This is a genomic window from Microseira wollei NIES-4236, assembly GCF_020521235.1.
In the GTDB taxonomy this organism is placed as follows: Bacteria; Cyanobacteriota; Cyanobacteriia; order Cyanobacteriales; family Aerosakkonemataceae; genus Microseira; species Microseira wollei.
Map to the genome: position 1 here is coordinate 1 of NZ_BLAY01000130.1, position 23,383 is coordinate 23,383.

16 protein-coding genes and 4 pseudogenes are annotated in these 23,383 nt (G+C 46.4%); 6 read left to right on the forward strand and 14 right to left on the reverse strand.

What is annotated here, in order from left to right:
* Together MiSe_RS33135 and MiSe_RS33140 are read left to right on the forward strand one after the other, a co-directional pair.
* A partial coding sequence (locus MiSe_RS33135; RefSeq protein ID WP_226588133.1) for an HNH endonuclease occupies positions 1 to 608 on the forward strand: 608 nt, incomplete at its 5' end.
* An 83-nt stretch (positions 609 to 691) separates the two neighbouring features.
* Positions 692 to 1,091: pseudogene (locus tag MiSe_RS33140) on the forward strand (RNA-guided endonuclease InsQ/TnpB family protein); the annotation flags it as partial.
* Here the strand turns inward: MiSe_RS33140 and MiSe_RS33145 are convergent.
* From MiSe_RS33145 to MiSe_RS33195, 10 genes and pseudogenes are all read right to left on the reverse strand, one after another.
* On the reverse strand, positions 1,049 to 3,970 hold the full coding sequence (locus tag MiSe_RS33145; RefSeq protein ID WP_226588134.1) for a type I polyketide synthase: 2,922 nt from the start codon (positions 3,968 to 3,970) through the stop codon (positions 1,049 to 1,051). The pseudogene MiSe_RS33140 and the gene MiSe_RS33145 overlap by 43 nt on opposite strands.
* 10 nt (positions 3,971 to 3,980) lie before the next feature.
* Positions 3,981 to 5,235: pseudogene (locus MiSe_RS33150) on the reverse strand (RNA-guided endonuclease InsQ/TnpB family protein).
* A 315-nt stretch (positions 5,236 to 5,550) separates the two neighbouring features.
* Positions 5,551 to 6,873 carry a GNAT family N-acetyltransferase gene (locus MiSe_RS33155; RefSeq protein WP_226588135.1) on the reverse strand — a complete coding sequence of 441 codons (1,323 nt, stop codon included), beginning with the start codon at positions 6,871 to 6,873 and terminating at the stop codon, positions 5,551 to 5,553.
* A 55-nt stretch (positions 6,874 to 6,928) separates the two neighbouring features.
* A pseudogene (locus MiSe_RS33165) lies at positions 6,929 to 8,444 on the reverse strand (nuclease/transposase family protein).
* 158 nt (positions 8,445 to 8,602) lie between these two features.
* Entirely contained in the window at positions 8,603 to 9,235 is a 633-nt protein-coding gene (locus tag MiSe_RS33170) for a methyltransferase family protein (protein ID WP_226588138.1), read from the reverse strand.
* Positions 9,236 to 9,579: 344 nt separating this feature from the next.
* Positions 9,580 to 9,768 (reverse strand): zinc ribbon domain-containing protein, encoded by a 189-nt coding sequence (locus MiSe_RS33175; protein WP_264196751.1) that lies wholly within the window; start codon positions 9,766 to 9,768, stop codon positions 9,580 to 9,582.
* A 296-nt stretch (positions 9,769 to 10,064) separates the two neighbouring features.
* Positions 10,065 to 11,213 carry an alanine--glyoxylate aminotransferase family protein gene (locus MiSe_RS33180; protein WP_226588139.1) on the reverse strand — a complete coding sequence of 383 codons (1,149 nt, stop codon included), beginning with the start codon at positions 11,211 to 11,213 and terminating at the stop codon, positions 10,065 to 10,067.
* A gap of 730 nt (positions 11,214 to 11,943) precedes the next feature.
* Positions 11,944 to 12,771 (reverse strand): sensor histidine kinase, encoded by an 828-nt coding sequence (locus tag MiSe_RS33185; RefSeq protein ID WP_226588169.1) that lies wholly within the window; start codon positions 12,769 to 12,771, stop codon positions 11,944 to 11,946.
* Positions 12,772 to 12,936: 165 nt separating this feature from the next.
* Positions 12,937 to 13,206 (reverse strand): annotated as a pseudogene (locus tag MiSe_RS33190) (GAF domain-containing protein); the annotation flags it as partial.
* Positions 13,158 to 15,089 carry a GAF domain-containing protein gene (locus tag MiSe_RS33195; protein ID WP_226588141.1) on the reverse strand — a complete coding sequence of 644 codons (1,932 nt, stop codon included), beginning with the start codon at positions 15,087 to 15,089 and terminating at the stop codon, positions 13,158 to 13,160. The gene MiSe_RS33195 and the pseudogene MiSe_RS33190, both read right to left, overlap by 49 nt.
* 120 nt (positions 15,090 to 15,209) lie before the next feature.
* On the opposite strand from MiSe_RS33195, the gene MiSe_RS33200 reads away from it, so the two are divergent.
* Positions 15,210 to 15,398 carry a DDE transposase family protein gene (locus MiSe_RS33200; RefSeq protein ID WP_226588143.1) on the forward strand — a complete coding sequence of 63 codons (189 nt, stop codon included), beginning with the start codon at positions 15,210 to 15,212 and terminating at the stop codon, positions 15,396 to 15,398.
* 67 nt (positions 15,399 to 15,465) lie between these two features.
* On the opposite strand, the gene ctpC is transcribed toward MiSe_RS33200, so the two are convergent.
* Both ctpC and ispG read right to left on the reverse strand, forming a co-directional pair.
* A complete protein-coding gene (gene ctpC, locus MiSe_RS33205) occupies positions 15,466 to 16,764 on the reverse strand; it encodes a carboxyl-terminal processing protease CtpC (RefSeq protein WP_226588171.1) in 1,299 nt (432 codons plus the stop codon).
* Between the two features lie 125 nt (positions 16,765 to 16,889).
* Entirely contained in the window at positions 16,890 to 18,116 is a 1,227-nt protein-coding gene (gene ispG / locus MiSe_RS33210) for a (E)-4-hydroxy-3-methylbut-2-enyl-diphosphate synthase (protein ID WP_226588145.1), read from the reverse strand.
* A gap of 303 nt (positions 18,117 to 18,419) precedes the next feature.
* Here ispG and MiSe_RS33215 point away from each other — a divergent pair, with 303 nt between their 5' ends.
* Both MiSe_RS33215 and MiSe_RS33220 read left to right on the forward strand, forming a co-directional pair.
* Positions 18,420 to 18,812: a Pepco domain-containing protein gene (locus MiSe_RS33215; RefSeq protein ID WP_226588147.1), complete on the forward strand. Its 393-nt coding sequence runs from the start codon at positions 18,420 to 18,422 to the stop codon at positions 18,810 to 18,812.
* A gap of 1 nt (position 18,813) precedes the next feature.
* Positions 18,814 to 20,343, forward strand: coding sequence for a GUN4 domain-containing protein (locus MiSe_RS33220; protein ID WP_226588149.1), 1,530 nt, complete (start codon positions 18,814 to 18,816; stop codon positions 20,341 to 20,343).
* Positions 20,344 to 20,410: 67 nt separating this feature from the next.
* On the opposite strand, the gene MiSe_RS33225 is transcribed toward MiSe_RS33220, so the two are convergent.
* A complete protein-coding gene (locus tag MiSe_RS33225; protein ID WP_226588151.1) occupies positions 20,411 to 20,758 on the reverse strand; it encodes a hypothetical protein in 348 nt (115 codons plus the stop codon).
* Between the two features lie 98 nt (positions 20,759 to 20,856).
* On the opposite strand from MiSe_RS33225, the gene MiSe_RS33230 reads away from it, so the two are divergent.
* Positions 20,857 to 22,824, forward strand: coding sequence for a macro domain-containing protein (locus MiSe_RS33230; protein WP_226588173.1), 1,968 nt, complete (start codon positions 20,857 to 20,859; stop codon positions 22,822 to 22,824).
* 234 nt (positions 22,825 to 23,058) lie between these two features.
* Here MiSe_RS33230 and MiSe_RS33235 read toward each other — a convergent pair whose 3' ends face one another.
* Positions 23,059 to 23,238, reverse strand: a complete 180-nt coding sequence (locus MiSe_RS33235; protein WP_226588153.1) for a hypothetical protein — start codon at positions 23,236 to 23,238, stop codon at positions 23,059 to 23,061.
* Positions 23,239 to 23,383: the final 145 nt, after the last annotated feature.

Consider the following 23,383-nt stretch of genomic DNA (forward strand, 5'->3'; position numbering starts at 1 on the left):
ATTACCTCACATACCTGAAACTTCGTAGATGGGCATTCCGCCGCTGTGGAAATATCAACGCCGGACATCAAAGGTATTGGACATCCATAGATGGCGATAACTGGGTATTCGCAACCAAGAAGGGAGAAGCGAACCCCCTGAGGTTACTAAAACATAGTGAGTTTAGTTGCAGTAGCACTGACTATGTGAAAGTTAAAGGCGATAAAAGTCCATTCGACGGCGACCTAGTTTACTGGAGTTCAAGATTAGGGACTCACCCTCAAATGCCTAGTCGAAAGGCGGCGTTGCTCCAACAACAAAAGGGAAAGTGTCCCTGGTGCGGATTAAGCTTCCAAGAATGGGATGTGATGGAAGTAGACCACAAAATCCCTAAAGCCCTTGGCGGTAGGGACGAGTATAAAAATCTACAACTGTTACATCGGCACTGCCACGATGAAAAGACTGCTATTGACCTAATAAAAATTCGGAAGAAAGAACACTCCAAAAATTTCAATAAATTAGCCCAACAGTGGGAAAAAGTAGAATGGGAGTGGATAAACGACATTCCGGTTATCAAAAGTCAAACGGGCAGGAAGTCCCACAGTGACAAGGGAAAACACATTGAGTAGCCGTGTGCGGGGAAACTCGCAAGCACGGTTTCGGAGGGGAGGGAGAGGTTAGTAATAACCTCCCTCGACCCTACCCGATGCAAGTGGCGTTTGAGAAACTACAAGTCCAAAACATGGTGAAAAACCGCCATTTAGCCAAGTCTATTAGCGATGCCGCTTGGTCGCAGTTCACGAGCGTGGTTGCAGTATTTGGGCAAGGTTTACGGTCGAATTGTGGTGGGAGTACCGCCGCAATATACTTCTCAAAACTGCTCTAACTGCGGTGCAATTGTGAAAAAGTCGCTATCTGTACGTACTCACATTTGCCAGTGTGGATGCTGCTTAGACCGCGATCGTAATGCGGCAATTAACATTTTGGATAAGGCGCTGAAACAGACTGGCTATCACTTAGCAAATACCGTGGGACACACGGAAATTAACGCTTCGGGAGAGAAGATCCTCTACGCAGACTTGGCAACAAGCCTGAGCAAGATCGCTCGGTGAACGAAGAATCCGCCGTCTTTTAAGCGGCGGAGTGTCAATTTACTTGCTACTCGCGCAAACTCCTCCAGCATTGGCTCTATTAAGGGGGAATGAAACGCATGGGACACCTGCAAAGGTGTAGTCTTGATTCCCATTGCTTCTAGCTGTGCAACTACCAAGCGGATTGTCTGGCGCTTTCCGGATATGACCACACTTTGGGGACCGTTAATAGCGGCGATCGCCACTTCTTGTAAATAGGGTTGAATGACTGGGGCTACCTGATGTTCGGAGGCTAATAAGGCGACCATTTCCCCATCTTGTGGCAAAGCCTGCATCAGTCGTCCCCGTGCAGCAATCAGCATCAGACCATCTTCTAAACTAAAGACGCCTGCCACACAAGCAGCGACATATTCCCCAACGCTGTGACCCATAACCACTGTCGGTTTAATGCCCCAGGATTGCCATAACTGTGCCAAGGCATACTCTAGGGCAAATAAGGCGGGTTGGGTGTAGGCTGTTTCATTTATAGGTGAGGTTTTTCCTGGTTCTGGATAGAGAACATTCAGCAAAGGTTCGTCCAGATAGGAACGCAGAATCAAGTCGCAGCGGTCAATGGTTTGACGGAAGGTAGGCGAAAGTTCATAGAGTTGGCGTCCCATACCGATGGACTGCGACCCTTGACCAGTGAAGAGAAATGCTATTTTCGGAGGTTTATTGCTGTTTTGCTGTCCGCTGACCAGTCTGACAGTCTCCTTACCTGTAGCGAAAGCACTCAATTCATCGCGCAACTGTTGGTTAGACTCGGCTACAACAGCAAGGCGGTACTCAAAATGCGTCCGCCCTGCGTTTGTTGTAAAACACACATCAGCCAGCGATATCTCTGAATCCAACTCCAGATAAGCTTGATAAGCTTGCAATAGTTCCAAAAGAGCCTTCTCGGTTTTTGCCGATATTGTCAATACATGACAAGAACGCTCTACTTTTGCAGCCGCTGGCGCTAATACTGGTGCCTCCTGAAGGATGACGTGGGCATTTGTTCCGCTAAAACCAAACGAGCTTATTCCAGCAAGACGCGGCAATCCTGATGCACTCTTTTGCCATTCCATACCAGAGGCGGGAATAATGGCTGGAATTCGGTCTATTGTTATGTGCGGATTTACTTCTTTAAAATGCAGGTGCGGCGGTATAAAGTTGTTTTGCATTGACAAAACAACTTTGATTAATCCAGCAATGCCAGCCGCCGCTTCCGTATGCCCAATATTTGTCTTCACCGAGCCTATTATGAGCGGTTGCTCTGGGCTTCTCCACCCTTCTTGTCCGTAAACGACTTCCAGAGCTTTCACCTCAACTGGATCTCCCAAGGATGTACCCGTGCCGTGGGCTTCAACATACGAGATCTCTGAAGGGGAAACACCTGCAACAGATAATGCTTTGCGAATCACTGCTTCCTGAGAAAGTCCATTAGGTGCAGTCAAACCGTTGCTGGCACCGTCCTGATTAATCGCACATCCCCTGATGAGGGCCAGAATATTATCGTTGTCAGCTATTGCCTGGGAAAGACGCTTCAAGACAACAACGCCGCAACCTTCAGAGCGAACATAACCATTAGCCGAAGCATCAAAGGTTTTGCAGCGACCATCTGGTGATAGCATTCCTGCAGACGAAAAAGTAATGCTCAGTTCGGGAGACAACAAAAGATTTACCCCTGATGCCAGAGCGATATTGCATTCTCCATTCCGCAAGCTTTGGCTGGCTAAATGAACGGCGACGAGTGATGATGAGCAGGCTGTATCAACAGAAAGTGCAGGTCCGGTGAAGCCAAAAAAGTATGACAATCTTCCAGCAGCTATAGAAGCAGAGTTTCCTGTGGCGAAATAGGCTTCATAGTCTTGAGGGTCATATTGTTTGACTTGGAGTAGCTCATAGTCATGGGAAAAGATGCCAACGAACACTCCAGTTTGCGTACCAGCTAAAGTTTCTGGATTAATTCCTGCATTTTCTAGAGCTGACCAACAAGTTTCCAACAAAATTCGTTGCTGGGGATCTGTATGGGTAACTTCTCTGGGTGCTATTCTGAAAAAATTTGGATCAAATTGGTCAAATTGTTCTAGAAATCCGCCATACTTAGTTGATATTGTGCCTGGTTGCAATTGCCCCGACTTGTAATATTGCTTTATGTCCCATCGCGTTGGGGGAACTTCCGAGATCGCGTCAATCCCGGAGTGCAATAGTGACCAATATTCTTCAATGTTATTCGCTCCGGGGAACCGGCACGCCATACCAATAATCGCCACTATATCTTCATCAGAAGCTGTAACTTCTGGTGGCTCGTAAGAATGCTTACCTTCCACTTTTTTGGCAGCGGACCCAATAGCTGATACTGACTTTTCAATAATATTTGTACCTGTTGTTGACATTGGCTTGTCAACGTAACGAGCGATTGCTTCTGGCGTACTGTACTGAAAGAAGAAAGTGGGTTCAAGCTCCCAACCCAGGCGCTGGGAAAGGATCGTTTTGAGTTCCAAAAGATCTAGAGAGTCCAATCCCATCTCCATCAGTGGCCGTTTTGGAGCAAAAGCTGCCATACGCTCGTCGCCTATCACCAAACGGATGCAATCTTTGACGAGTTCGTCTAAGGTTTCGTTTTCCCTTAGCTCTAATGGCTTGCGTACGCGCCAACTCTCCTCTCTGACTGCTGCAAGGGAATGCTTTGGCTGGCGCGAGTGAATGTCATATTCAATTAAAATACCATTTCCCAGATTATCCCTATCTTCTGGACGGTAATTCTGAATTATTGCCCTGATCTTGGCTTTGCCCTCTTCATGGAAGCGCAAAATAGGGTCTAAAAGCTGTCCACTATCCTTCCGCTGATGGATGTATTCTTCTGTGACAACTCCCACCGCCAACCGCTTAGGCGGTCTGGCGGGGGCTTCTTAAACTCACGAATAAGAGTTCCTGCTTCACGGGCTGTGCATCCACGCTTGCCTCCACAGGCAGCAAACGGTTGTCCTACCGTCCGTTTAAGAATTACCAGACTAGCGTTTAAGTCCCTGGACAAACTAACTTCACAATTCGGACAATTATGAACTCGAACCGACAAATCTTTAACCACTCTTTCGCCGCAATTAAAACACTCGATACTTGTGCCTCTAGCATCGACTTCTTGAGTATGCTTACCGCGTCTTACCGCTACTGCTTGCAATATATTCAAGAATGCGCCCCAAGCCACATCCAGTATCGATTTAGCTAGTCTAGTTCTAGCCAGACCTTTGATATTTAATTTCTCGAATCCAATTAAATCGTAATTTACACATAACCAATGAGCTACCAAGTAATGAAAATCTTTCCTTGCCCGTGCGATATGCAGATGCAGTCTAGCTACTTTGTTCGCCTGTAATGAATAGTTCTTAGACCCTTTTTCCTTTCTGGATAATTGCCGTTGAATACGAGCTAAAACAGCAGTAGATTTACGGTAAAACTGAGGAACAGCAACCGCTTCACCTGAGCTAGTTGTCAGAAATTTCTCCAGCCCCACATCAATGCCGCAAGCCGACTTGATTTCGTCAACCGGAATAGGAGAAGGAACGATGTTATCTTCCAGCGAAAAACTGACATACCAACCATCAGCTTTACTGATAATTGTCGCCTGTTTAATCTCGAAACCGTCAGGAATTGGACGATGCAAGATAACTGGTATTTCACCAATTTTAGACAACTTTAAAGTGCTGCCAATGAGATGCGCTCCTGCTTTGGGATTATTGACTCTAGGAAATGTCAAAGAGCAAATGTCGCCCGGTTTTTTAAATCTTGGTTTACCTCCTCTCTTACCAGTTTTATCGGGAACTAACCAGCGTTTCCATGCTTTATCTAACCGCATTAAATTCTGTTGTTGGCAGTCAGCATAAATGTCTTTGTATTCAGGAAATAACCGCTTAGTTTCTTTGAGGTCAGCAGCTTGTGAATAGTAATCAACCGAGCCCGGAATATCACCAATCGGCTCTGATATTAGACTACATCGGTCAATCTGACATCTGGTGCGACGCAACCAATCCAACCTTTGACCTAGAGTATAGTTCCAGTGACGACGCAATAATTCTCCCCAGTGGCTCAAGGTCGCCGCCTGTTCGGTAGTTGGTTGCAATCGATACTGGTAAGTTAAAAGCATGATAACATTGTACAGCAAATAGTCGTACAAATCAATATGAATAAGCTTACTATTAGACTTCCTGATGAAGAATTACAAATACTGAAATAATATGCAGAGCAAACAAATCGAACGCAGACAGAGATACTGCGAAGTTATATCAGAACTCTCAAAGGTCGGATTAAACCCACAAGCAAAGATTAATTGTTCACTCGTCACCCACCCCACTTCCTATGCAGGGTGTTAACCAAAATTGGTCGGGGGTGGGATTCCTCGCTCACCTGCTATCCCCCTCACCGCTAACCGCTACGCGGTCTAGCGGGAGTACCCCGCAGTTTAGATGGGAATATGGGCCTGACTGACATAGTTTTTGCAGCGAGTCACCGCCACCACGCCCTCGATGCCGCCTTTTAGGGCGCACAACTGTAGTATAAACTCTCGGAGGCGATCGCCCAAGCCTTTATCTTGCATTTCCGGGAGTACATTTATGGCAAGAAATTGGATGACTGGCGCTTGAGGGTCGTGCAGCGATGGAACTTCCGCGTAAGTGGTGTTTCTCAGTATATCCGCACTGGAAATCCTTTGGGAATACATGACTCCCACCAATTGACCGTCCATTTCTAGAACGCAATGGCCGTTCGGAAAGCGTTCGATTCGTTGTCGGATTTCATCACCCGATGCCTGTAAATGTTCTGGCCAGCACTTAGCTTCCAAATTGACTAAAGCTGGCAGATCTGACAAATTGGGGTGACGGATCGTGTAAGGTCTTTTCTCAAAGCAATTTAGAGTGATGCGGGTAAAAGGAAAGGTTTTGGGGTATCGCTTGGAGAACTCGAACTTCGGAAAAAGTCCGACTTCTGCTGCCGCCATCAGAAAAACATCTGCTTCTACGAGATGCTGCATGGAAAATGCGTGGTAGGCATCGAAATGCAAATTCTCGCTTTTGTCTAAAAACTTGTTGACGGTCTGGGCTTCTGTTGAGTGAACCTCCAAAATAATCAGCTCGTGCTTTGTGACAATTCTGGCCCACCGTTCCAAGTGTTCCACCAAGCTTTGCACGGTGACATGCGGCGGTATTAGATTCCCTTGGACATCTACAGAAACATTTTCATATGAAAGGTGTGTGCGCGCTTGTGCCTTCTCTAAATTTTGGGGATAGATAAAATGGCGATCGTGGTCTAGAAACGACCGAATGTGAAGGATATTTTCGGGGTCGTTAATGCCATGCTGCCTCAAGGAAGCCACCATTTCCTCCGGGTCGCCTATATCTCCTTTGAGAACTAGATGGGGGATACCTGCCAGGGTGCGTGCTGTCGCAGTTATTGACGCTTCGTTATAGTCCACCCCGATCGCGCGCAGAGGATACAGATCTAGCACTTTACCTCTGGCGGACTTCGACCGTATGGTTTCGTAGACCCGCTTTAAAAGCGTTCCATCCCCGCACCCCATATCGACAATGTAGTTCGGCTGCTCTTCATAAGGCAGCCGATTGAAAATAGAGAGGATGATATTCTCTAGATCAGCAAAATACTTCTCGTGCTGAAATCCACTGGCTACCACGTTCAGGGTGCGATCAACGTGGGTTTCGTGACCCGAAGCATCTCTGGAAAACACAGACTGACCGTCGCCAAACAGCAACTCTGGTATCCGAGATAACATGGGATTGAGCCACTCCCCGCTCTGAAGATGCGGGGAATCAGGCCAGGAATTAAAGTTAGCTTTTCGCTCGAAAAATAGCTATCTGGTTAACATTTCCTGACTCGGCCCTTGACCGCTCCAAGGGAGAATGAGACTGCCTACGTTCGGACGCGCCTAATTGTTCGCGGTTTGTTTGAAAATCCTTCCAAGCCTCGTGCAAGTAAGGCTCCGACCTCTCCCACTGTTCAACAGCGAGATGCAATAGAAGGACATCTTCCTCATTGACAAATCTACTCAAATAAGCACTCCATAGATCGCGGTGCATCGCAAATCCCGCTTGGTCAAAATGAACGCGCTCTGAAAGTTTTTTCTTGATGCGTTCACCTGTCAAATGAGTTTGCGACAGTGCCGTTTTTTGGGTAGAAAACTTTATGAATGACCCGCCAGCACTTTCAGCAAGAGCGAGCCAACTCGGATTGAACAAAACCAGGAGATTTAGCACTAATTGCCTTACCGTAGCGCTTCTGCCACGATCTCACCGATACATTTTCGGTTTTGATGTGCTTACCATGCCTCAAAATCTCGTTAACAATTCTACGGTTCTGAGACTTGGCATAAGCACTCTTACGGCGTTCTAATTCCCTCTTCTTCCTGGATATTTTTTGATAGGTTTTAGACTTTTTCCATTGTTGTTTTCCTTTCTTGTGCTTACCTTTTTTAACAACAGATTTGCGTCCGGCACTGGCAGTAAAGTCAGTTTCATAGTTTTGAGGGTTTGAGCAACGTTGAGAACGTTGCATCTGACGCTGTAAGGTAATAATATCCCGCTCGTAAGTTGGTACTTTATCCGCGAATGGGAGTATTCCAGCTTTGTTATCGCCGACGAAGGCAATATTTGAAATATTAAGGTCTAAACCAATCACTCCATCAGCCACATAGTTTTTCTGTTTTTGATATGGCAATCCTGAGTTAATTAGCTGAACGTACCATCGTCGCTTACCGTTCAACTCCCGCCACAGCAGACGAACGTATTTGACTGGGGAATTTAAACCATGTTGAATTACAGGGTTGTCCTCGTCGATGAGCGGCAACAGTTTTAATTTACCCCAAACCAACTGGTTATCTTTCCACCTGACGCCTTGCTTGTTAGTTTTGCCTTCAATGCTTCTAAATCTAGTCGGTACTTTATAACGGACATTCTTGGCTCTGCTAAACAAAACTTTTTCGCTAGCTCTAAAAGCTCTGGTGGCTAAGGTTTGTTGGGTATTGGAGTCAATTAGTTGAGCTATCCATTGGGAACGATTGCTAACTATTGTTGCATAAGCTTGAATGTCGTAATCGGAATATCTATAAGCTCTCCTTGCGGCGGTGAAGGCGTCGCTTCTCGCTTTTTTTGACTGGCGATCTATTTGTTTGGCTAATTGGTAAGTTTCACAGTTACGTACCAGGTTCATTCTTGCCATTGCTGAGTTGAGGCAGGCATTGTATAGTTGCCGTGCTGCTTGAAACCGAGATAGTAATTGCTTTTCTTGCAAGCTATCTGCAATCAATGGCAGTTCTGTTACGAATGTTGATGTCTTACTTTTAGCCAATTGTTGTCACCTCCAATGAATTGATTCTGAAATTGTATACTATACTCTCAATTCTAAAGCTAACATTAATTAAGCTTAATATTGACTGCGGTTAAAACCGCTCGTGTCGATTTTCCGCCCCGCAATGAATTGACGGGGCTACCAATCTCCCGAATTTTTTAGGTGTAGGAAGCTGTGATTCCGGTAATCAAGGCTCGGTCTGCTATAAATCGACCGACATCAGTGAGGCCGCAATGACCTTCTTTCTGATGTGCCCACCCTTTGCTCTCAAACAGTTGCCACAACTCCTGGCGCACGGGAGCGCTCAATTCTGAGAACAAGCGCCTACCTTCGTTTTCCACAAGTACAGCCAACTTGTGGAGCGCAAGCAAAATAGGGATGACCAGCATCCCATCTAAGAAATCTACTATCATTGGGTCTTCAACATTCCACCGCTGGCTGGAACGCTCGATCCAATCTTTGAGAAGAGCTGGCTGCTGCTCTCCCTTTAGGTAAGACTCTACAGGCAGGCGATACAAGGAAAGGATGTCTTCTGGGATCTTTTTGTGAAGCTCGGCCTCATATGTTAGAGAATACTGTCCGGCCTCATTTCGTGAGAGCCAATTGAGCGATCGCATCATCCTCAAAGCCACTTGGAGGTGTCCGCTATTTGCCCCCAGGCGCTCGGTGATTTGTTCTAAATTCAGCGAACCCTGATGCTGTAGGAGTTCAAAAAGACCTTTTTGTTTACAAGCCAGAATTACTGGAACAGCTACAAAACCGTGAGCGTAACGATTGATTTTTTCTAACATAAAGGCAGGATAAATTCACGGTTCTGCACGAGAAGCATGACCGTAATCAGAAAGGCAAGGCGCTGGTAGCAACAGCGTATTATAATACTAAATCCGGGTTAACTATCCCCTTTTTACGGAAGCGCCTAGAAGTCATAGATGCGATAGCGGGTTCTAGAAGAGTAGAACGCCAAGAAGAATAAGAGGATTAAGAGGATAGAGAATAAAGGAGGTAATCAACCCGGATTTGGTATAGCTGCATTATCTTACCATGATTAGCCGCTCTGTCAAACAATCTCAAATCTACCTATGAGACTTGTGTCGGCTGGACTTCCTGCTTCCACCTTGGGAGTCGGCGAAAACAGTCAAGAGGCGTAACTTCGGGAGCAGCTCTCCCTACTCGCTCTCCCATTGAGCGCTGCATTCAAGTCTCTATCTCCCTTCCAACCACATTTTTCACAGTGAAAAATCCGCTCATACAGAGATAAAGACTGTTTCACTTCACCACAACAATGACAAGTTGTAGAACTCGGAAACCAGCGGGAAACGATCAAAAGGAGTGACCCGTACAGTTGGCACTTGTAGTCTAACTGTCGAAAAAATTCATAAAAACTCCCATCGGCAATAGCTAGAGCGCGCCTTGCGATTAGCTAACATGCCGCTGACACAAAACTGCAGCCCCTTTGAAGCCTTTGAGCGGCTTTACCTCTGGATGCTTCTCACCGCATTGTGCTTGCTACAGAGCATAACCCATAACTTGGCGGATATCTGGTTTCCATATGCCAGTTTTAGCATATTTGAATGAGAACAAGCGCCAACAACCCATGTTCTCATCCAGTTTAAACAAGCATCAATTAGGTAAAACTTCGCCCAGTGCTGACAAGAGTCGGTCAACACTTTCTGGACTACTGTTATAACCCATCAAACCAATCCGCCAAACTTTACCAGCAAGTTCGCCCAATCCTCCCCCAATTTCAATGTTGTATTCATTCAGCAAGCGGCGTTGAATTGCTTTACCATCCACACCATCTGGAATGCGAACCGTCGTGAGAGTTGGTAGGCGGAATTGTGGCTCGACGTGCAAACTAAGTCCAAAATCTTCTAATTTCTGCCACAGATATTCGGCGTTCTTTTGATGGCGAGTCCAGCAGTTTTCTACTCCTTCTTGGGCAACCAAACGCAATGCTTCCCGCAAAGCGTAGTATAGATTGATCGGGGCGGTGTGGTGATAGATGCGTTCGCTACCCCAATACTTACCCAACAAATTCATATCCAAATACCAATTCGCCACTTTGTCGCGGCGTCGCTGCAATTTTTCCATCCCACGGGAACCGATTGTAAATGGCGAAGCTCCCGGCGGACAACCTAACCCTTTTTGGCTACAGCTATAAGCGAGGTCAACTTTCCATTCATCCAAAAATAACGGCACGCCACCCAAACTGGTTACGGTATCTACTAATAACAGACAGTCAAATTCGCGACAAAGGTCGCCCAGGCCTTCTAACGGTTGACGCGCCCCCGTTGATGTCTCGGCATGGACTAACGCCAGAATCGCCGGACGATAAGTTTCTACAGCTGTTCGCAGTTCCTCCAGGGAGAAAACTTCCCCCCAGGGTTTGGTAATCTTTTGCACATCAGCACCATAGCGTCCCGCCATATCAACCAAGCGGTTACCGAAGTAACCAGCGACACCTACCAGCACCACATCACCGGGTGAGGTGGCGTTAGCAATCGTTGCTTCCATCGCCGCCGTCCCCGTGCCGCTGACAGCAATCGTCAGGGGATTTTCTGTCTGCCAAACATAGCGCAGCAGTGCCTGAATTTCGTCCATCAGCGCCAGAAATGCTGGGTCGAGATGCCCCACAGGGGAGGTACTCATCGCCTGGAGAACGGCGGGATGAGCATTCGAGGGACCAGGACCAAGTAGCAGACGATGCGGTATTGCCAACGGATTCAGTTGCAGTCGCCCAGCGTTGTTAATCGAAGATGTTAGAGTCATTATTTGTTCAAAGATTATGCAGTAACTAAAAGTTTAAAGCTTAACAGGGTGCAAGCAACGCGCTTTAATTTTTTTATCTATCTTATGGAATATGAAAACTCAAGTATATTTTCTGCTTTAGCCTTGACTTTTGATAGAAGTAATATCATGTCCGCGAGAGATCGGTAGTGTATGGATGACTAATTGCCAGCTGGCAAGCTTGCTAATTGCCCATTGCCAGAGTTCTGACATTTTGTCATGTACCCATAAGCTTTTTCAAAATCTTCTAACTGCTTTACTAGAGCGGGAACTAAAGATTCAAACTTGTCCGGTACTTGGCTCGTAGAAGCCTCGCTAAAATGTCATCGATTCCGGCTAGTTTCATATCATGTCCAGTAGCAACGGTTGTGTAACTGCTAATAGCTAATCCTAAATAAAAAAGAAACAGTCAATAATTACTGAGCAGCTGTGGAGGCAATTAGCAATTAGCAATTAGCAAGAGCGCAATTAGCTATCCATACACTACCGATCTCTCGCGGACATGATAAGCTGATGTGCCTTCAAGTTGCATAATGCAGATTGCCCCAAAGACGCACCGGACGGGGAGATGGGGAGACGCGGTGATGCAATTTCAATGACGATTAGCTTATCAGAGACAAAAGCAAGTTCTTAAACTGATGCGCTCGCGGAAGTTGACCCGCTTGGGGTAACTTCCGTTTAGCTGTTTGGCTAGCGATCGCAATACCTACTACTAAGCTGAATTTTTCAACATATCTTGACGCACCGGAATCTCAATTACAAACTCGGTTCCATCACCAGGTGCCGAGTTACAAGAGAGCTTACCACCATGTTTGTCAGTCACAATTTGGTAGCTAATGGAAAGAGCTAATCCAGAGCCTTTTCCTCCAGATTTGGTGATAAAAAATGGCTCGAATAGGTGAGAGCGTACCTCCTCGGTCATTCCGGAACCATTATCTGCAATATAAATCCCTACCCAGTCTTTATTGATAACTGAGGTAGAAATGCGAATTAGACTTTGATTCGCTTTGATGTCTTCTAGCGATCGCCGCTTTTTGTATTCTTCTAAATTATTGATTACATTCGAAAACAAATTCATAAACACTTGATTCAATTGACCAGGATAGCACTCGACGAGGGGCAATTTACCATAATCTTTGACGACTTGAATGCCGGTACTTTCCAGTGAAGGTTTCAAGCGGTTTTGCAAAAGCATCAAGGTACTGTCAATTCCCTCATGAATATTGACCGCTTTGACCTCGGCTTCATCTATCCGAGAGAAGTTGCGTAATGAGGTGACGATTTCGCGAATCCGATCCGTTCCGACCTGCATTGATTGCAACAAACGGGGCAGATCTTCAAACAAAAATCCCAGGTCTGTTTTCCGCAAAAATGCCTGAATTTCTGGCGCAGGGTCTTGATAGTATTGTCGATAAAGCCGCAAGCATTTGAGTAAGTATTGAGTATATTCATGGGCATTTTCGAGGTGGCCGTAGATAAAGTTAACGGGGTTACTAATTTCCGGCGCCAGACCCGCAACAAGTTGACCCAAACTTGCCATCTTCTCAGACTGAACGATCTGAAACTGAGCTTTTTGCAAGTCGTTTAACCTGTGTGCTAACTTTTCGGTTTGTTCGCGGGTTTGACTCAATAAATTGGCTTGCCTTAGTGCAACGCTTAGTTGTGTCGCCACTTGAGTGACGAATTCTAGTTGCGCGTCTTCCCAATTCCGAGGATAGCTGCATTGATGAACGCACAAAAGTCCCCACAAGCGATCGCCTTCCATCAGAGGTACGACGATCTGCGCCTGGATTTGGAAACGCTCTAGGGATTTTTGATAGCATTCCTGGAACCAGGCTTTTTTAATATTGGAGACAGCTGGCAGTCGTCCTTGAGCATATTGAGGCGCGTAATCTTCGCCAAAGCAATGATCTTCTAGCTTAAAGCCTAACGCGGATTCAAACTCTGGCAACACATCTTCGGCAATAAATTCACCGCTGCAAAAGTTCGTATTCCTGTGAAAGCGGAAGACGCCAACTCGGTCAGCTTTGAGATGCGCCGCACTTCCTGTGCAGTCGTTTTGAAAATTGTTTCCAAATCGAGGGATTCGCGAATTTTTGCCACCACATCAAACAGAATTTGACGCTGTGACGCCGATTGATGCAACTCTTCTGCCCGATTTTGGGTATTAGACAGTAATTCTGAACTTTGAATTGCTACCCCCAGTTGACTTGCAACTTGGCCTAAAAACTCGACTTCGACGGTATCCCATTGACGCGGACCCGAATGTTGGTAAGCTGCTAGCAGTCCCCATAAATCGCGCCCGACAAAAATTGGGGTCAAAGCATAGGCACGGATCTTAAATTGCTCTAAAATATCCAAGTGACAGCGCGTATGTCCTGCCTTGTAGATATCAGGAACCGAGAAGTTCTCGTTGTTGCGATAGCGACCGCCTTTGGTTTCTTGCAGGTGGGTATCTTCCCAAACTAAGTTTTTCCCAAAGGGATTGGTAACCATCCATTCAATCTCAGGGATGCCATAGTGGCTGATAAATTCGCCACTCCAGTCTTTGTTAAAGCGATAGACAGCGACTCGTTCGACTTTCAAAAGCTTGCAGACTTCTTGGCAAGTGGTTTGTAGGATTAAGTTAGTATCTAAAGACGAGCGAATCTTGCCCACAACTTCGGTTAGTGTGCGCTGTCTGGCGTACGCATCCCTAAATGCGATCGCTTGTTGTTTCGATTGTTCCAACAGTTCCGCCTGTTGGATCGCAACGCCAAGTTGTGCGCCAACTTGAGAGAGAAATTCCACTTCGTATTCCAGCCACTGACGCGGACCTGAATGTTGGTAAGCTGCTAAAAGTCCCCACAAGTTTTGTCCGGTAAAAATCGGCACTAGGGCATAAGCTCGAATCTTAAATTGCTCCAAAATATCCAGGTGACAGCGCGTATGACCCATCTTGTAGATGTCCGTTACCGCAAATGTCTCGTTGTTACGGTAGCGTCCGCCTTTGGTTTGTTGCAGGTGGGTATCTTCCCACACTAGATTGCGTCCAAACAAAGTCGCGCTTTGCCATTGGGCATCAACCATGCCATATTGGCTAATAAACTCGCCGCTCCAGTCTTGATTAAAGCGGTAAATTGCCGCTCTTTCTAGTTTCAGCAGCTGGCAAAGTTCTCTACAGGTGGTATCGAAGATCAGTTTTGCAGCGAGGGATAAGCGAATATTACCCACCACTTCGGTTAAAGCGCGCTGTCGTGCCACGGCATCTTGCAGTTCGGTGGTTCGCTGTTTCGCTTGAGAGAGAACTTCCGCTTGTTGCATCGCCACGCCGATATGAATCGCAGCGTGGAACAGAAATTCTATTTCATCAGTGTACCAGGGACGCGGTGCGGAATGCTGGTAACCGGCAAGTAGCCCCCACAACTTATTGCCAACAAAAATTGGCGCGATCGCATAGGCACGAATGTTAAACTGTTCCAACACCTCTATATGACAGCGCGTATGACCCGCTTTGTAGATATCGGCAACAGCAAACGGTTCATTCTGGCGATATCTTCCCCCTTGGGTTTCTTGCAAATGACTATCTGCCCAAACTAAATTCTGTCCAAACGCACTCAAGCTATCCCAAGGCGGAATAGCAAAGCCAAAACGATTGATAAAGCTGCCTGAGAAGTCTTCGTTAAAGCGATAAATCGCCACGCGCGAGATCCCAAGTAACCGACAAATATCTTGGCAGGTGGTCGAACACAGCGCTTCTAACTCTACCGATGCACGAATTTTACCAATAATCCTAGTTAGGAGCTTCTGATATTGAACTGTACGCTGTAGCTGCTCTTGGCACGTTTGCGGGTCGAAATTGTAAAGATTCGCTGACATGGAACCAGAGAAAATTGCGAAAAATGTGATTGCTTACTTTAGAATTCCCGCAATGGTTCGACCACAAACAGTTCGTTCAAATTATTCTTGAAATAGAATAAAAGTTACAACCAACAGCTGATGGAAAATGGAAAAAATTGGTATATTGTCAAGCGCCCGGAGGGACATTGTGAAATTCTGCCCAGCGCGCAAGTGGAAGAAAAAGAAGACCCCAGTATTGTAGAACGCTGGGGGCCGATTGGTTCTCAAACTGATGCGATCGCGCGTCGCATCGGACTCATCCGCTCTGGAAAGTGCAAACCCCAATAAAGAATTGCAGATTGCAGATTTAAGATGGCAAATTTAAAATCTGCAATCTGCAATCTCAAATCTCAAATTACCGGGATGCTGCCGAATTCCCGCCACCGCTGTTGCGGCGGGCGATTTGTTGCTGCAACACTTCAATCCCTTTGGCGTATTGGGGATCTTTCGCGGTGCCGATTTCGTCGCGGTTTTTGCTCAACTCTTGCCGTTGAGCATCCGAGAGTTCGATTACCACATCGGGGGCAATACCGGCGTGGTTGATATCGCGACCGCTGGGGGTGAAGTACTTAGCAATTGTGACAGCGAGTCCGGAACCGTCACCCAGTCCGCGCACTGATTGTACCAAACCTTTACCAAAGGTTTTGGTTCCGACTAAGACGGCGCGCTTGTTATCTTGCAGCGCGCCGGATAGAATTTCGCTAGCACTGGCAGAACCGCCGTCTACTAGGACTACGAGGGGTTTATCGGTGAGTTGACGGTTGTTGGCTTTTTCGCGAGAATTCACACCTTGCCGATCCACCGTCGAGACAATGCCCCCATCTTTAATCCACATCCGGGCAATATCCACACTGGCATAAAGCAGACCGCCTGGGTTAGACCGCAAATCTAGAACGTATCCGGTAACACCCTGCTTTTCTAAATCCTGAATCGCCGCCCGCATTTCTGCTGCCGCGTTGGCGCTAAACTGGTTCAGACGAATGTAACCTGTCTTTTGGCCTGGAATATCTTGCTTGACCGAGAAGCGTACCGGATGGATTTCGATTCTTTCCCGTTTGAGCTTAAATACCTTTTCCGCAGCGCCGCGCTTAATCGTCAAGGTCACTTCCGTACCCGCCTGACCCCGGATTAAAGCAACCGCATCGTTGACATCCATGTCCTGGGTACTCTTGCCATCGATCTTAGTAATGATATCCTTGGCAAGAACGCCCGCCTTAGCCGCTGGCGTCCCTTCAATCGGGGCGATCACGACCAGCTTTTTGGTTTCTTCATCTAATGCCAGTTGAATCCCCACCCCCGTCAGTTCCCCGGAGGTTTCCACTTGCATGTTCTTGAACTCTTCCGGGTCCATGAACCGGGTGTAGGGATCCCGCAGCTTCTCCAGCATTTCCCGGACTGCCTTATAAGCATCCTGCTTATTGGCATAATTCCGACTCAGATATTCTTGGCGAACTGCCTTCCAATCAACCTGGTTGAACGTGCCATCAACGTAGTTGCGGTCTACGATCTGCCATACTTCATCGATCAGTTCTTTGGGACTATCGCTGAAGAAAGCTTGACTTTGAGACAGATAAATACCCGCGTTGGTTACGGCGACAGTAGATAGTACTGCTGCTGTCGCGCCTAATACAAGCCCGCGTTTTGTTATTTCCATCATGAATACTGAGCCGGAGGAGAATAATAGAAGTCTGAGTAAGCCCAATGTAGCATAGGCTTTTAGCTGAAGGATGCAGCAAGTATTATTAATGCTGCTCCTTCAATTTTAATCGCAACAACAGTTTATGGATCTACCCAGCGTCCGTCAGCTTTAATTAAATTAATTAACTCAAGGACGCCTTTATCCTCTGGAACTTTTTTGATTTCTTCCCGACCTCGATAGAGAGAAATAAATCCTGGCTGTTTGCCGACGTAACCATAATCTGCATCCGCCATTTCGCCTGGGCCATTGACAATGCAACCCATTACTGCTATGTCCAAACCAGTTAAATGTTTGGTGGCTTCGCGAACTTTGTGCAGCACTTCTTCTAGGTTAAACAAGGTGCGACCGCAAGAAGGACAAGCGACATATTCCACCATTGTTTTCCGCAGTCCCAACGCTTGCAGGATGCTGTAGCAAACAGGGATTTCTTTTTCTGGTGCTTCGGTTAAAGATACCCGAATCGTATCGCCGATGCCTTCTGCTAGCAAAGTGCCAATTCCAGCGGTAGATTTAATTCTGCCGTACTCGCCATCACCCGCTTCAGTCACCCCCAAATGCAGGGGATAATCCATACCTAGCTCATCCATTCGCTGTGCCATTAAGCGATAGGCAGCTACCATCACGGGGACGCGGGAAGCTTTGAGGGAAATGACCAAGTTTTGATAGTCGAGGGATTCGCAAATCCGGAGAAATTCTAGGGCAGATTGCACCATTCCTTCCGGAGTATCGCCGTAGGTAAACAGCATTCTTTCTGCTAAAGAACCGTGGTTTACCCCAATTCGCATTGCCTTGCCTTGTTCCTTGAGGGAAAGTACTAAAGGTTTCAAAGTTTCGCGGATTTTTTCGCCTATTTCGTCGAATTCGGCTTGGGTGTATTCGGTGCGAGTTGGTTTGGGTTTTTCAAATACGTATAACCCAGGATTAATTCGCACCTTATCCACGTGTTTGGCAACTTCCAAAGCGATTTTCATCCCATTGTGATGCACGTCGGCAACGAGGGGGACTTGTTGGTAAGTTTGCAGCAGTTTTTGCTTAATTTCCCCTACTGCTTGGGCGTGGGCGATACTGGGGACGGTAACGCGGACAATTTCGCAGCCAATCTCGTGCAGGCGACGAATCGCTGCAACGGAACCATCGATATCGAGAGTATCTTCGTTAATCATCGACTGCACCACCACGGGGTAACCGCCGCCGATGGTGATATTCGCCACCTTGACGGGACGGGTTTTGCGCCGCTGGATATTGCCGTCAGTGGACATTTGGCTGTAAGCAGGTTTGGACGTGGTTGGTAGGGGCAGAGTTTGCATAGATAATGTTTTCTTTACTTTTTGCGTTCCTCTCTCTGTTTTAAAAGCGTGCCACAGAAGTGGGCAATTTTGGCTGATGGGGAACAAGAAGCAGGTGTGCGGGTGTGCGGGTGTGCAGGTGAGAGAGGGAATATTGGTAATAATTAGCAGTAGGTTGGGTTGAGGGACGAAACCCAACCCGATAGTGAGGAACCCGGTTGTTTTAACGATTGCTGTACAAAAATTGACTAAGTGTAGTTGGCGAGAGACGATGCCGCTTAGCTTATGTAATGATAGAAACTAGATTTTTTTGCTTGAGTAACTATGTCGGAAGATGTTATTTGGATTGTTACTTATAAAACTCCTGTGTCAGTGACTGCCGATGGAGGACGGAGTGGGCAGAATAAAGGTAATCCTTTCGATGAAGATGAACCAGTAGATGACTGGGATGAATGGGGAAAGCAACGGGTTCCGGTAAAGGCAGAGAAACTTCAAGCAGAAATGGCTGCTTTTCTGTTAGTAATTGGGCAAGTATTTAACCACGCCGAACAACAAGCGATGCAATCAGCCGATGGCTCTTCGAAGATGCAATTAGACGAGATTGAGCTATCGGTGGAAGTTAACGGAGAAGGGCAAGTCAGTTTGTTGGGGACTGGCGGTAAAGTGGGTGGAAAGGGTGCCATTACGCTGAGGTTTAAACGGTCGGAATTGCAGTAAAATGGCAAGAAATCAAGCAATTGTAATCGGAATTAACCAATATAACCCGAACAATCTGACCCCTTTGAATTACGCCAAGCGCGATGCTGAGTTGGTGCGGGATTTTTTCGAGCAAGAAGCGGGGTTTGAGAAGGTCTATTTCTTTTCGGATGATGCTGCTGAGATTAACTTGCGTCCGGGGGTCACCATTCCGTCCCAGCCAACTTTGGGAAATCTGGAATCTTTTTTGCTTGACTACTTTGAAAAACCCCGTTTAAAGGCTGGAGATAATTTCTGGTTTTTCTTTGCGGGGCATGGGTTGCGTTATGCTGACCGAGATTATTTGATGCCGTGTGATGCGAATCCCAGAAATGTAGAACGGACGGCAATTCCGGTTAGTTACGTGACGGAACGGCTGCGGCGGTGTGGGGCAGATAATGTGGTGCTGATTCTGGATTCTTGTCGCAATATTGGCGGGAGAGGGTTGGGAATTGGCGGCGAACATCAGCAAGGGGTGGTGACGATTTTTTCTGGCAGTCCTAGCGAGATTTCTTATGAGATTGATAAGTTACAGCAGGGGGCGTTTACACATACTTTGTTAGAGGCTTTGCGGATTCAGGGTGAGGGAAATTGTGCAACGGTTGAGCGGTTGTATCAGTATTTGTCTTATCGAGTGCCGGAATTGAATCGTCAGCATAATAAGCCTCGGCAAACGCCTTATATTATTGCGGAACCTGCGACGAAGTATCACCTGATTCTGTTACCTAAGTATGCAACGTTGAGGGATATTGAAACCTTGAAGCTTGATGCTTGTAAGGCAGAACTGGAGGGAGATTTGGAACTGGCAAAGCAGCTATGGATTAGAGTCAATATAGCTGCTTCTGGTTCGGATATGGATGCAATCTTGGCATTTCAAAGAATTGCTCAGCGGGTAGGACATGAGGTAGTTTCTCAACCCAGTTCTGACAGTCAAGTTCGTGGCGGGAGATCCCCCCAGCCCCCCTTACAAAAGGGGGCTAAGAGTGAAGCTAAGCCAAATGATGAGGGGGTTAAACTTGTCTCAGCGGTGGGGATGGATTATGGAAAATTGCGGGATTTATTAGCAGCAGGAAAATGGCAAGAGGCGGATGAGGAAACGGCAAGGGTAATGCTAAAAGTAGCGGGGCGAGAAAAAGAGGGCTGGCTTGATACCTACAGCATCGAAAATTTTCCCTGCGAAGACTTACGCACGATTGACCAACTCTGGGTAAAATACAGCAATGGGTACTTCGGCTTTAGCGTGCAGAAGCGCATTTGGCTAGAAGTCGGCGGCAAGCTGGGTGAGTACGATACTGAAGTCTGGGAAAAGTTCGGCGATCGCGTTGGGTGGCGTGTGAATGACAAATGGCTATACTACTCTGAGCTAACCTTCTCCCCGAATGCCCCTGGGGGGCATCTCCCTTGGATGGGGCGTGGGTTGGGGTTGGGTTGGGGGGTGTGGGTTTCGGGCGTTGTGTGGCTTTCGTGGGCAGTTGGGGATCTCTTCTCTCGCGCAGAGACTTGTAAAGTGTAACATATAAGCGTCACAGCTTTTGGTAAAGATTTGCAAACAGAAGACTTTCCCACGCAAAATCTTCATTTCAGCTTTCCGTTACCTGGCACTGGCGAGAAAACTGGAGCAGAGCGACTTCTGGGTTATAGGAGTTAGCCAGGACAAATTTTTCTGCCGCCGCGTTAATTTCTGGATCGGAAGTATCCAAGGGTGCCCAAGGGAAGGTAATTTGACCAGGGGATTTTTTACTCTTGCCTTTTTTTATCTTCATTCCTGCTAACAGGCGACTCCCCCAGTGGTTTTTCGACTCTGGTTTAGGCTTTGGGCGATAATTTTTGCAGAATTTGCGGTATTTGGCAGCGCATTCATCCAAAGTCTTACCCAGTTGCAAAAAGGCGGGATGCCTGGAAGCGAGAAACCGGGTTTCTTCAAGCAACCCGGTTTCTGACTATACCCAAGACTAGAAAAAGTATAATGTGCCAAAATCGGTATCAATAAACGCTTCGGTCAGCCAAATCCATTACGCCACTTATGATGTTGAGAAAAATACTGGGTGGGCGGTATAAAATTATGAGCCACTTGGGAGGAGGGGGTTTCGGTACTACCTTCCTAGCTGAGGATAGGCATTTACCTGGTAATCCTCAGTGCGTTGTTAAACAACTGAAGCCTAAAACTACCGATATTTTATCAGCTTTGCAAGCAGCAAGGCGTTTGTTCGACCGGGAAGCTGAAGTTTTATACCAGTTAGGAAACCACGCTCAAATCCCTCGACTTTTTGCCCACTTTGAGGAAGATCGAGAGTTTTATTTAGTGCAAGAGTTGATTGAAGGACATGAACTGAGGCAGGAACTACAAGCAGGTCAGCAGTTAAATGAAGACCAGGTTATTTTCATATTACGGGACATTCTGGAAGTATTAACCTTCGTTCATCAACAGAATGTAATTCATCGGGATATTAAACCTGCTAATTTAATCCGGCGTAGGCAAGGTGGAAAGTTAGTTCTGATTGATTTTGGGGCTGTCAAACAAATTAGAACTCAAGTGATTGATGCTTCAGGTTATACAAGTTTGACAGTAGCAATTGGCTCACCTGGCTATATGCCAAACGAACAGATGGCAGGAAAGCCACGCTTTAGCAGCGACATTTATGCAGTGGGAGTACTGGGTATCCAAGCGCTTACAGGGTTAAATCCCAGGCGATTACCAGAAGATGCTATCAGCTCTGAAATTGTCTGGCGCGACCAAGCACAAGTTAGCTCTAAGTTTGCAGACATTCTAGATCGAATGGTACGCTATGACTTTCGTCAGCGTTACCAATCAGCGGCTGAAGTATTGGCAGTTCTCAATTCTTTAAAACCAGGATGCTTGACTCCAACAATTGCGATACCTGTAACAACCCAAAAGTCCAACAGTGAATTACTAATATCTGAAACAGTTGCTCCTGATGACCTCAGTTCTGAGCGGGGAGTAGATTACACTCGGCTGCGGGATTTATTAGCAGCAGAAAAATGGCAAGAGGCAGACCGAGAAACTACTGCGATTATGCTAAGGATATCTGGTCGAGTAGCAAAAGATTGGTTGAGAGAACAAGACATAGCAAAATTTCCATGTACGGACTTACTTGCCATCGACCAGCTTTGGGTTAAATACAGCAAAGGGCTTTTTGGCTTCAGCATCCAAACGCGCATCTGGGAGAGTCTCGGCGGTACTTGGAACGCAGATACTCACATCTGCTTCCGTTTTTGTAGGCGCATTGGGTGGATTAAGGGAGTTGACGACATTGTTCCTTCTAGTGACAACCTCACCTTCAACACTACAGCTCCAGTTGGTCACTTGCCGGGAGGAATGTTGGACTGGTTGTGGGGTAATTTTAGGGCTGCACGGGATATATGGTGGAATATTATTTCTGTTCTGGCATCAAAATTTGAACAATGCCAAAACAATTTCAAACCTATTGAAGCGGTAAGCTTTCCTCAGCAAAGCTCTATCAAGAGTCGAATAGAGGTTATTGAAGGCGATATTGTTCAGCAACAGGTGGATGCAATTGTTAATCCTACCGATATATACTTTTCTGGTGGTGGTGGTGTAGACCGTGCAATTCACCGTGCTGCTGGGTCTAAGCTAAGAGAGGCATGTCGGCAGCTAGGCGGCGGCGCTACGGGTGAAGCAGTAATTACCAATGGTTATAATCTCTCAGCACGATGGGTGATTCACACAGTTGGTCCCATCTGGCAAGGTGGCAGTTATCAAGAGGATCGCAACTTGGCGAGATGCTATCGCAACTGCTTAGCTCTGGCAGAAGAATACCATATACTAACAATTGCTTTTCCAGCAATCAGCACAGGAGCGTTTGGTTTTCCAATTGAAAGGGCATCTAAAATTGCTGTTAGAGAAGTTAAGTTTTTCCTGGAAAGATATAACTCGATTGAAAAGGTTATATTTGTTTGCCGAGGCCAGATGGCTTATGACTGTTACTTAAATGCTGTTGAGACAATCCTATAACAGAATATCCCTATGCCAGAATGATGATAGCGATCGCACTGAAATTATGCATTCAACCCCAAAGTCCGCCCGGAAATCAATTTCCACAGCTATAGTTCAAGTCGATTAAAATAAACTGAAATTATGCATTCAACCCCAAAGTCCGCCCGGAAATCAATTTCCACAGCTATAGTTCAAGTCGATTAAAATAAACTGAAATTATGCATTCAGTCCACAAAGCGTGGACTTCAGCTATTAGCCCGGAGGTTTAAACCCCGCACCGGGTGAAATGATAGAGAGAAGAGGCAAATTAAGGAAGCAATAGTTATCGGGTAGGGACACGGCAACCGAAATATCTCGGATTATCCAACAATATTGTTGATGCCGTGTCCCTACAGTTGCGATATGGGTGATGGAATTGGCCTGCGATCGCATACAATAAAGTTATCCCACCAGGAATGATAGATTTTTTGAATTGTTATAAAATGATAAGTTGTAATTCATCATAACATATCGGGCATTTTGAAATAATTGGGGACATTACTAATGTGGAAGCGATCGCAATTAACAAATCGATTCG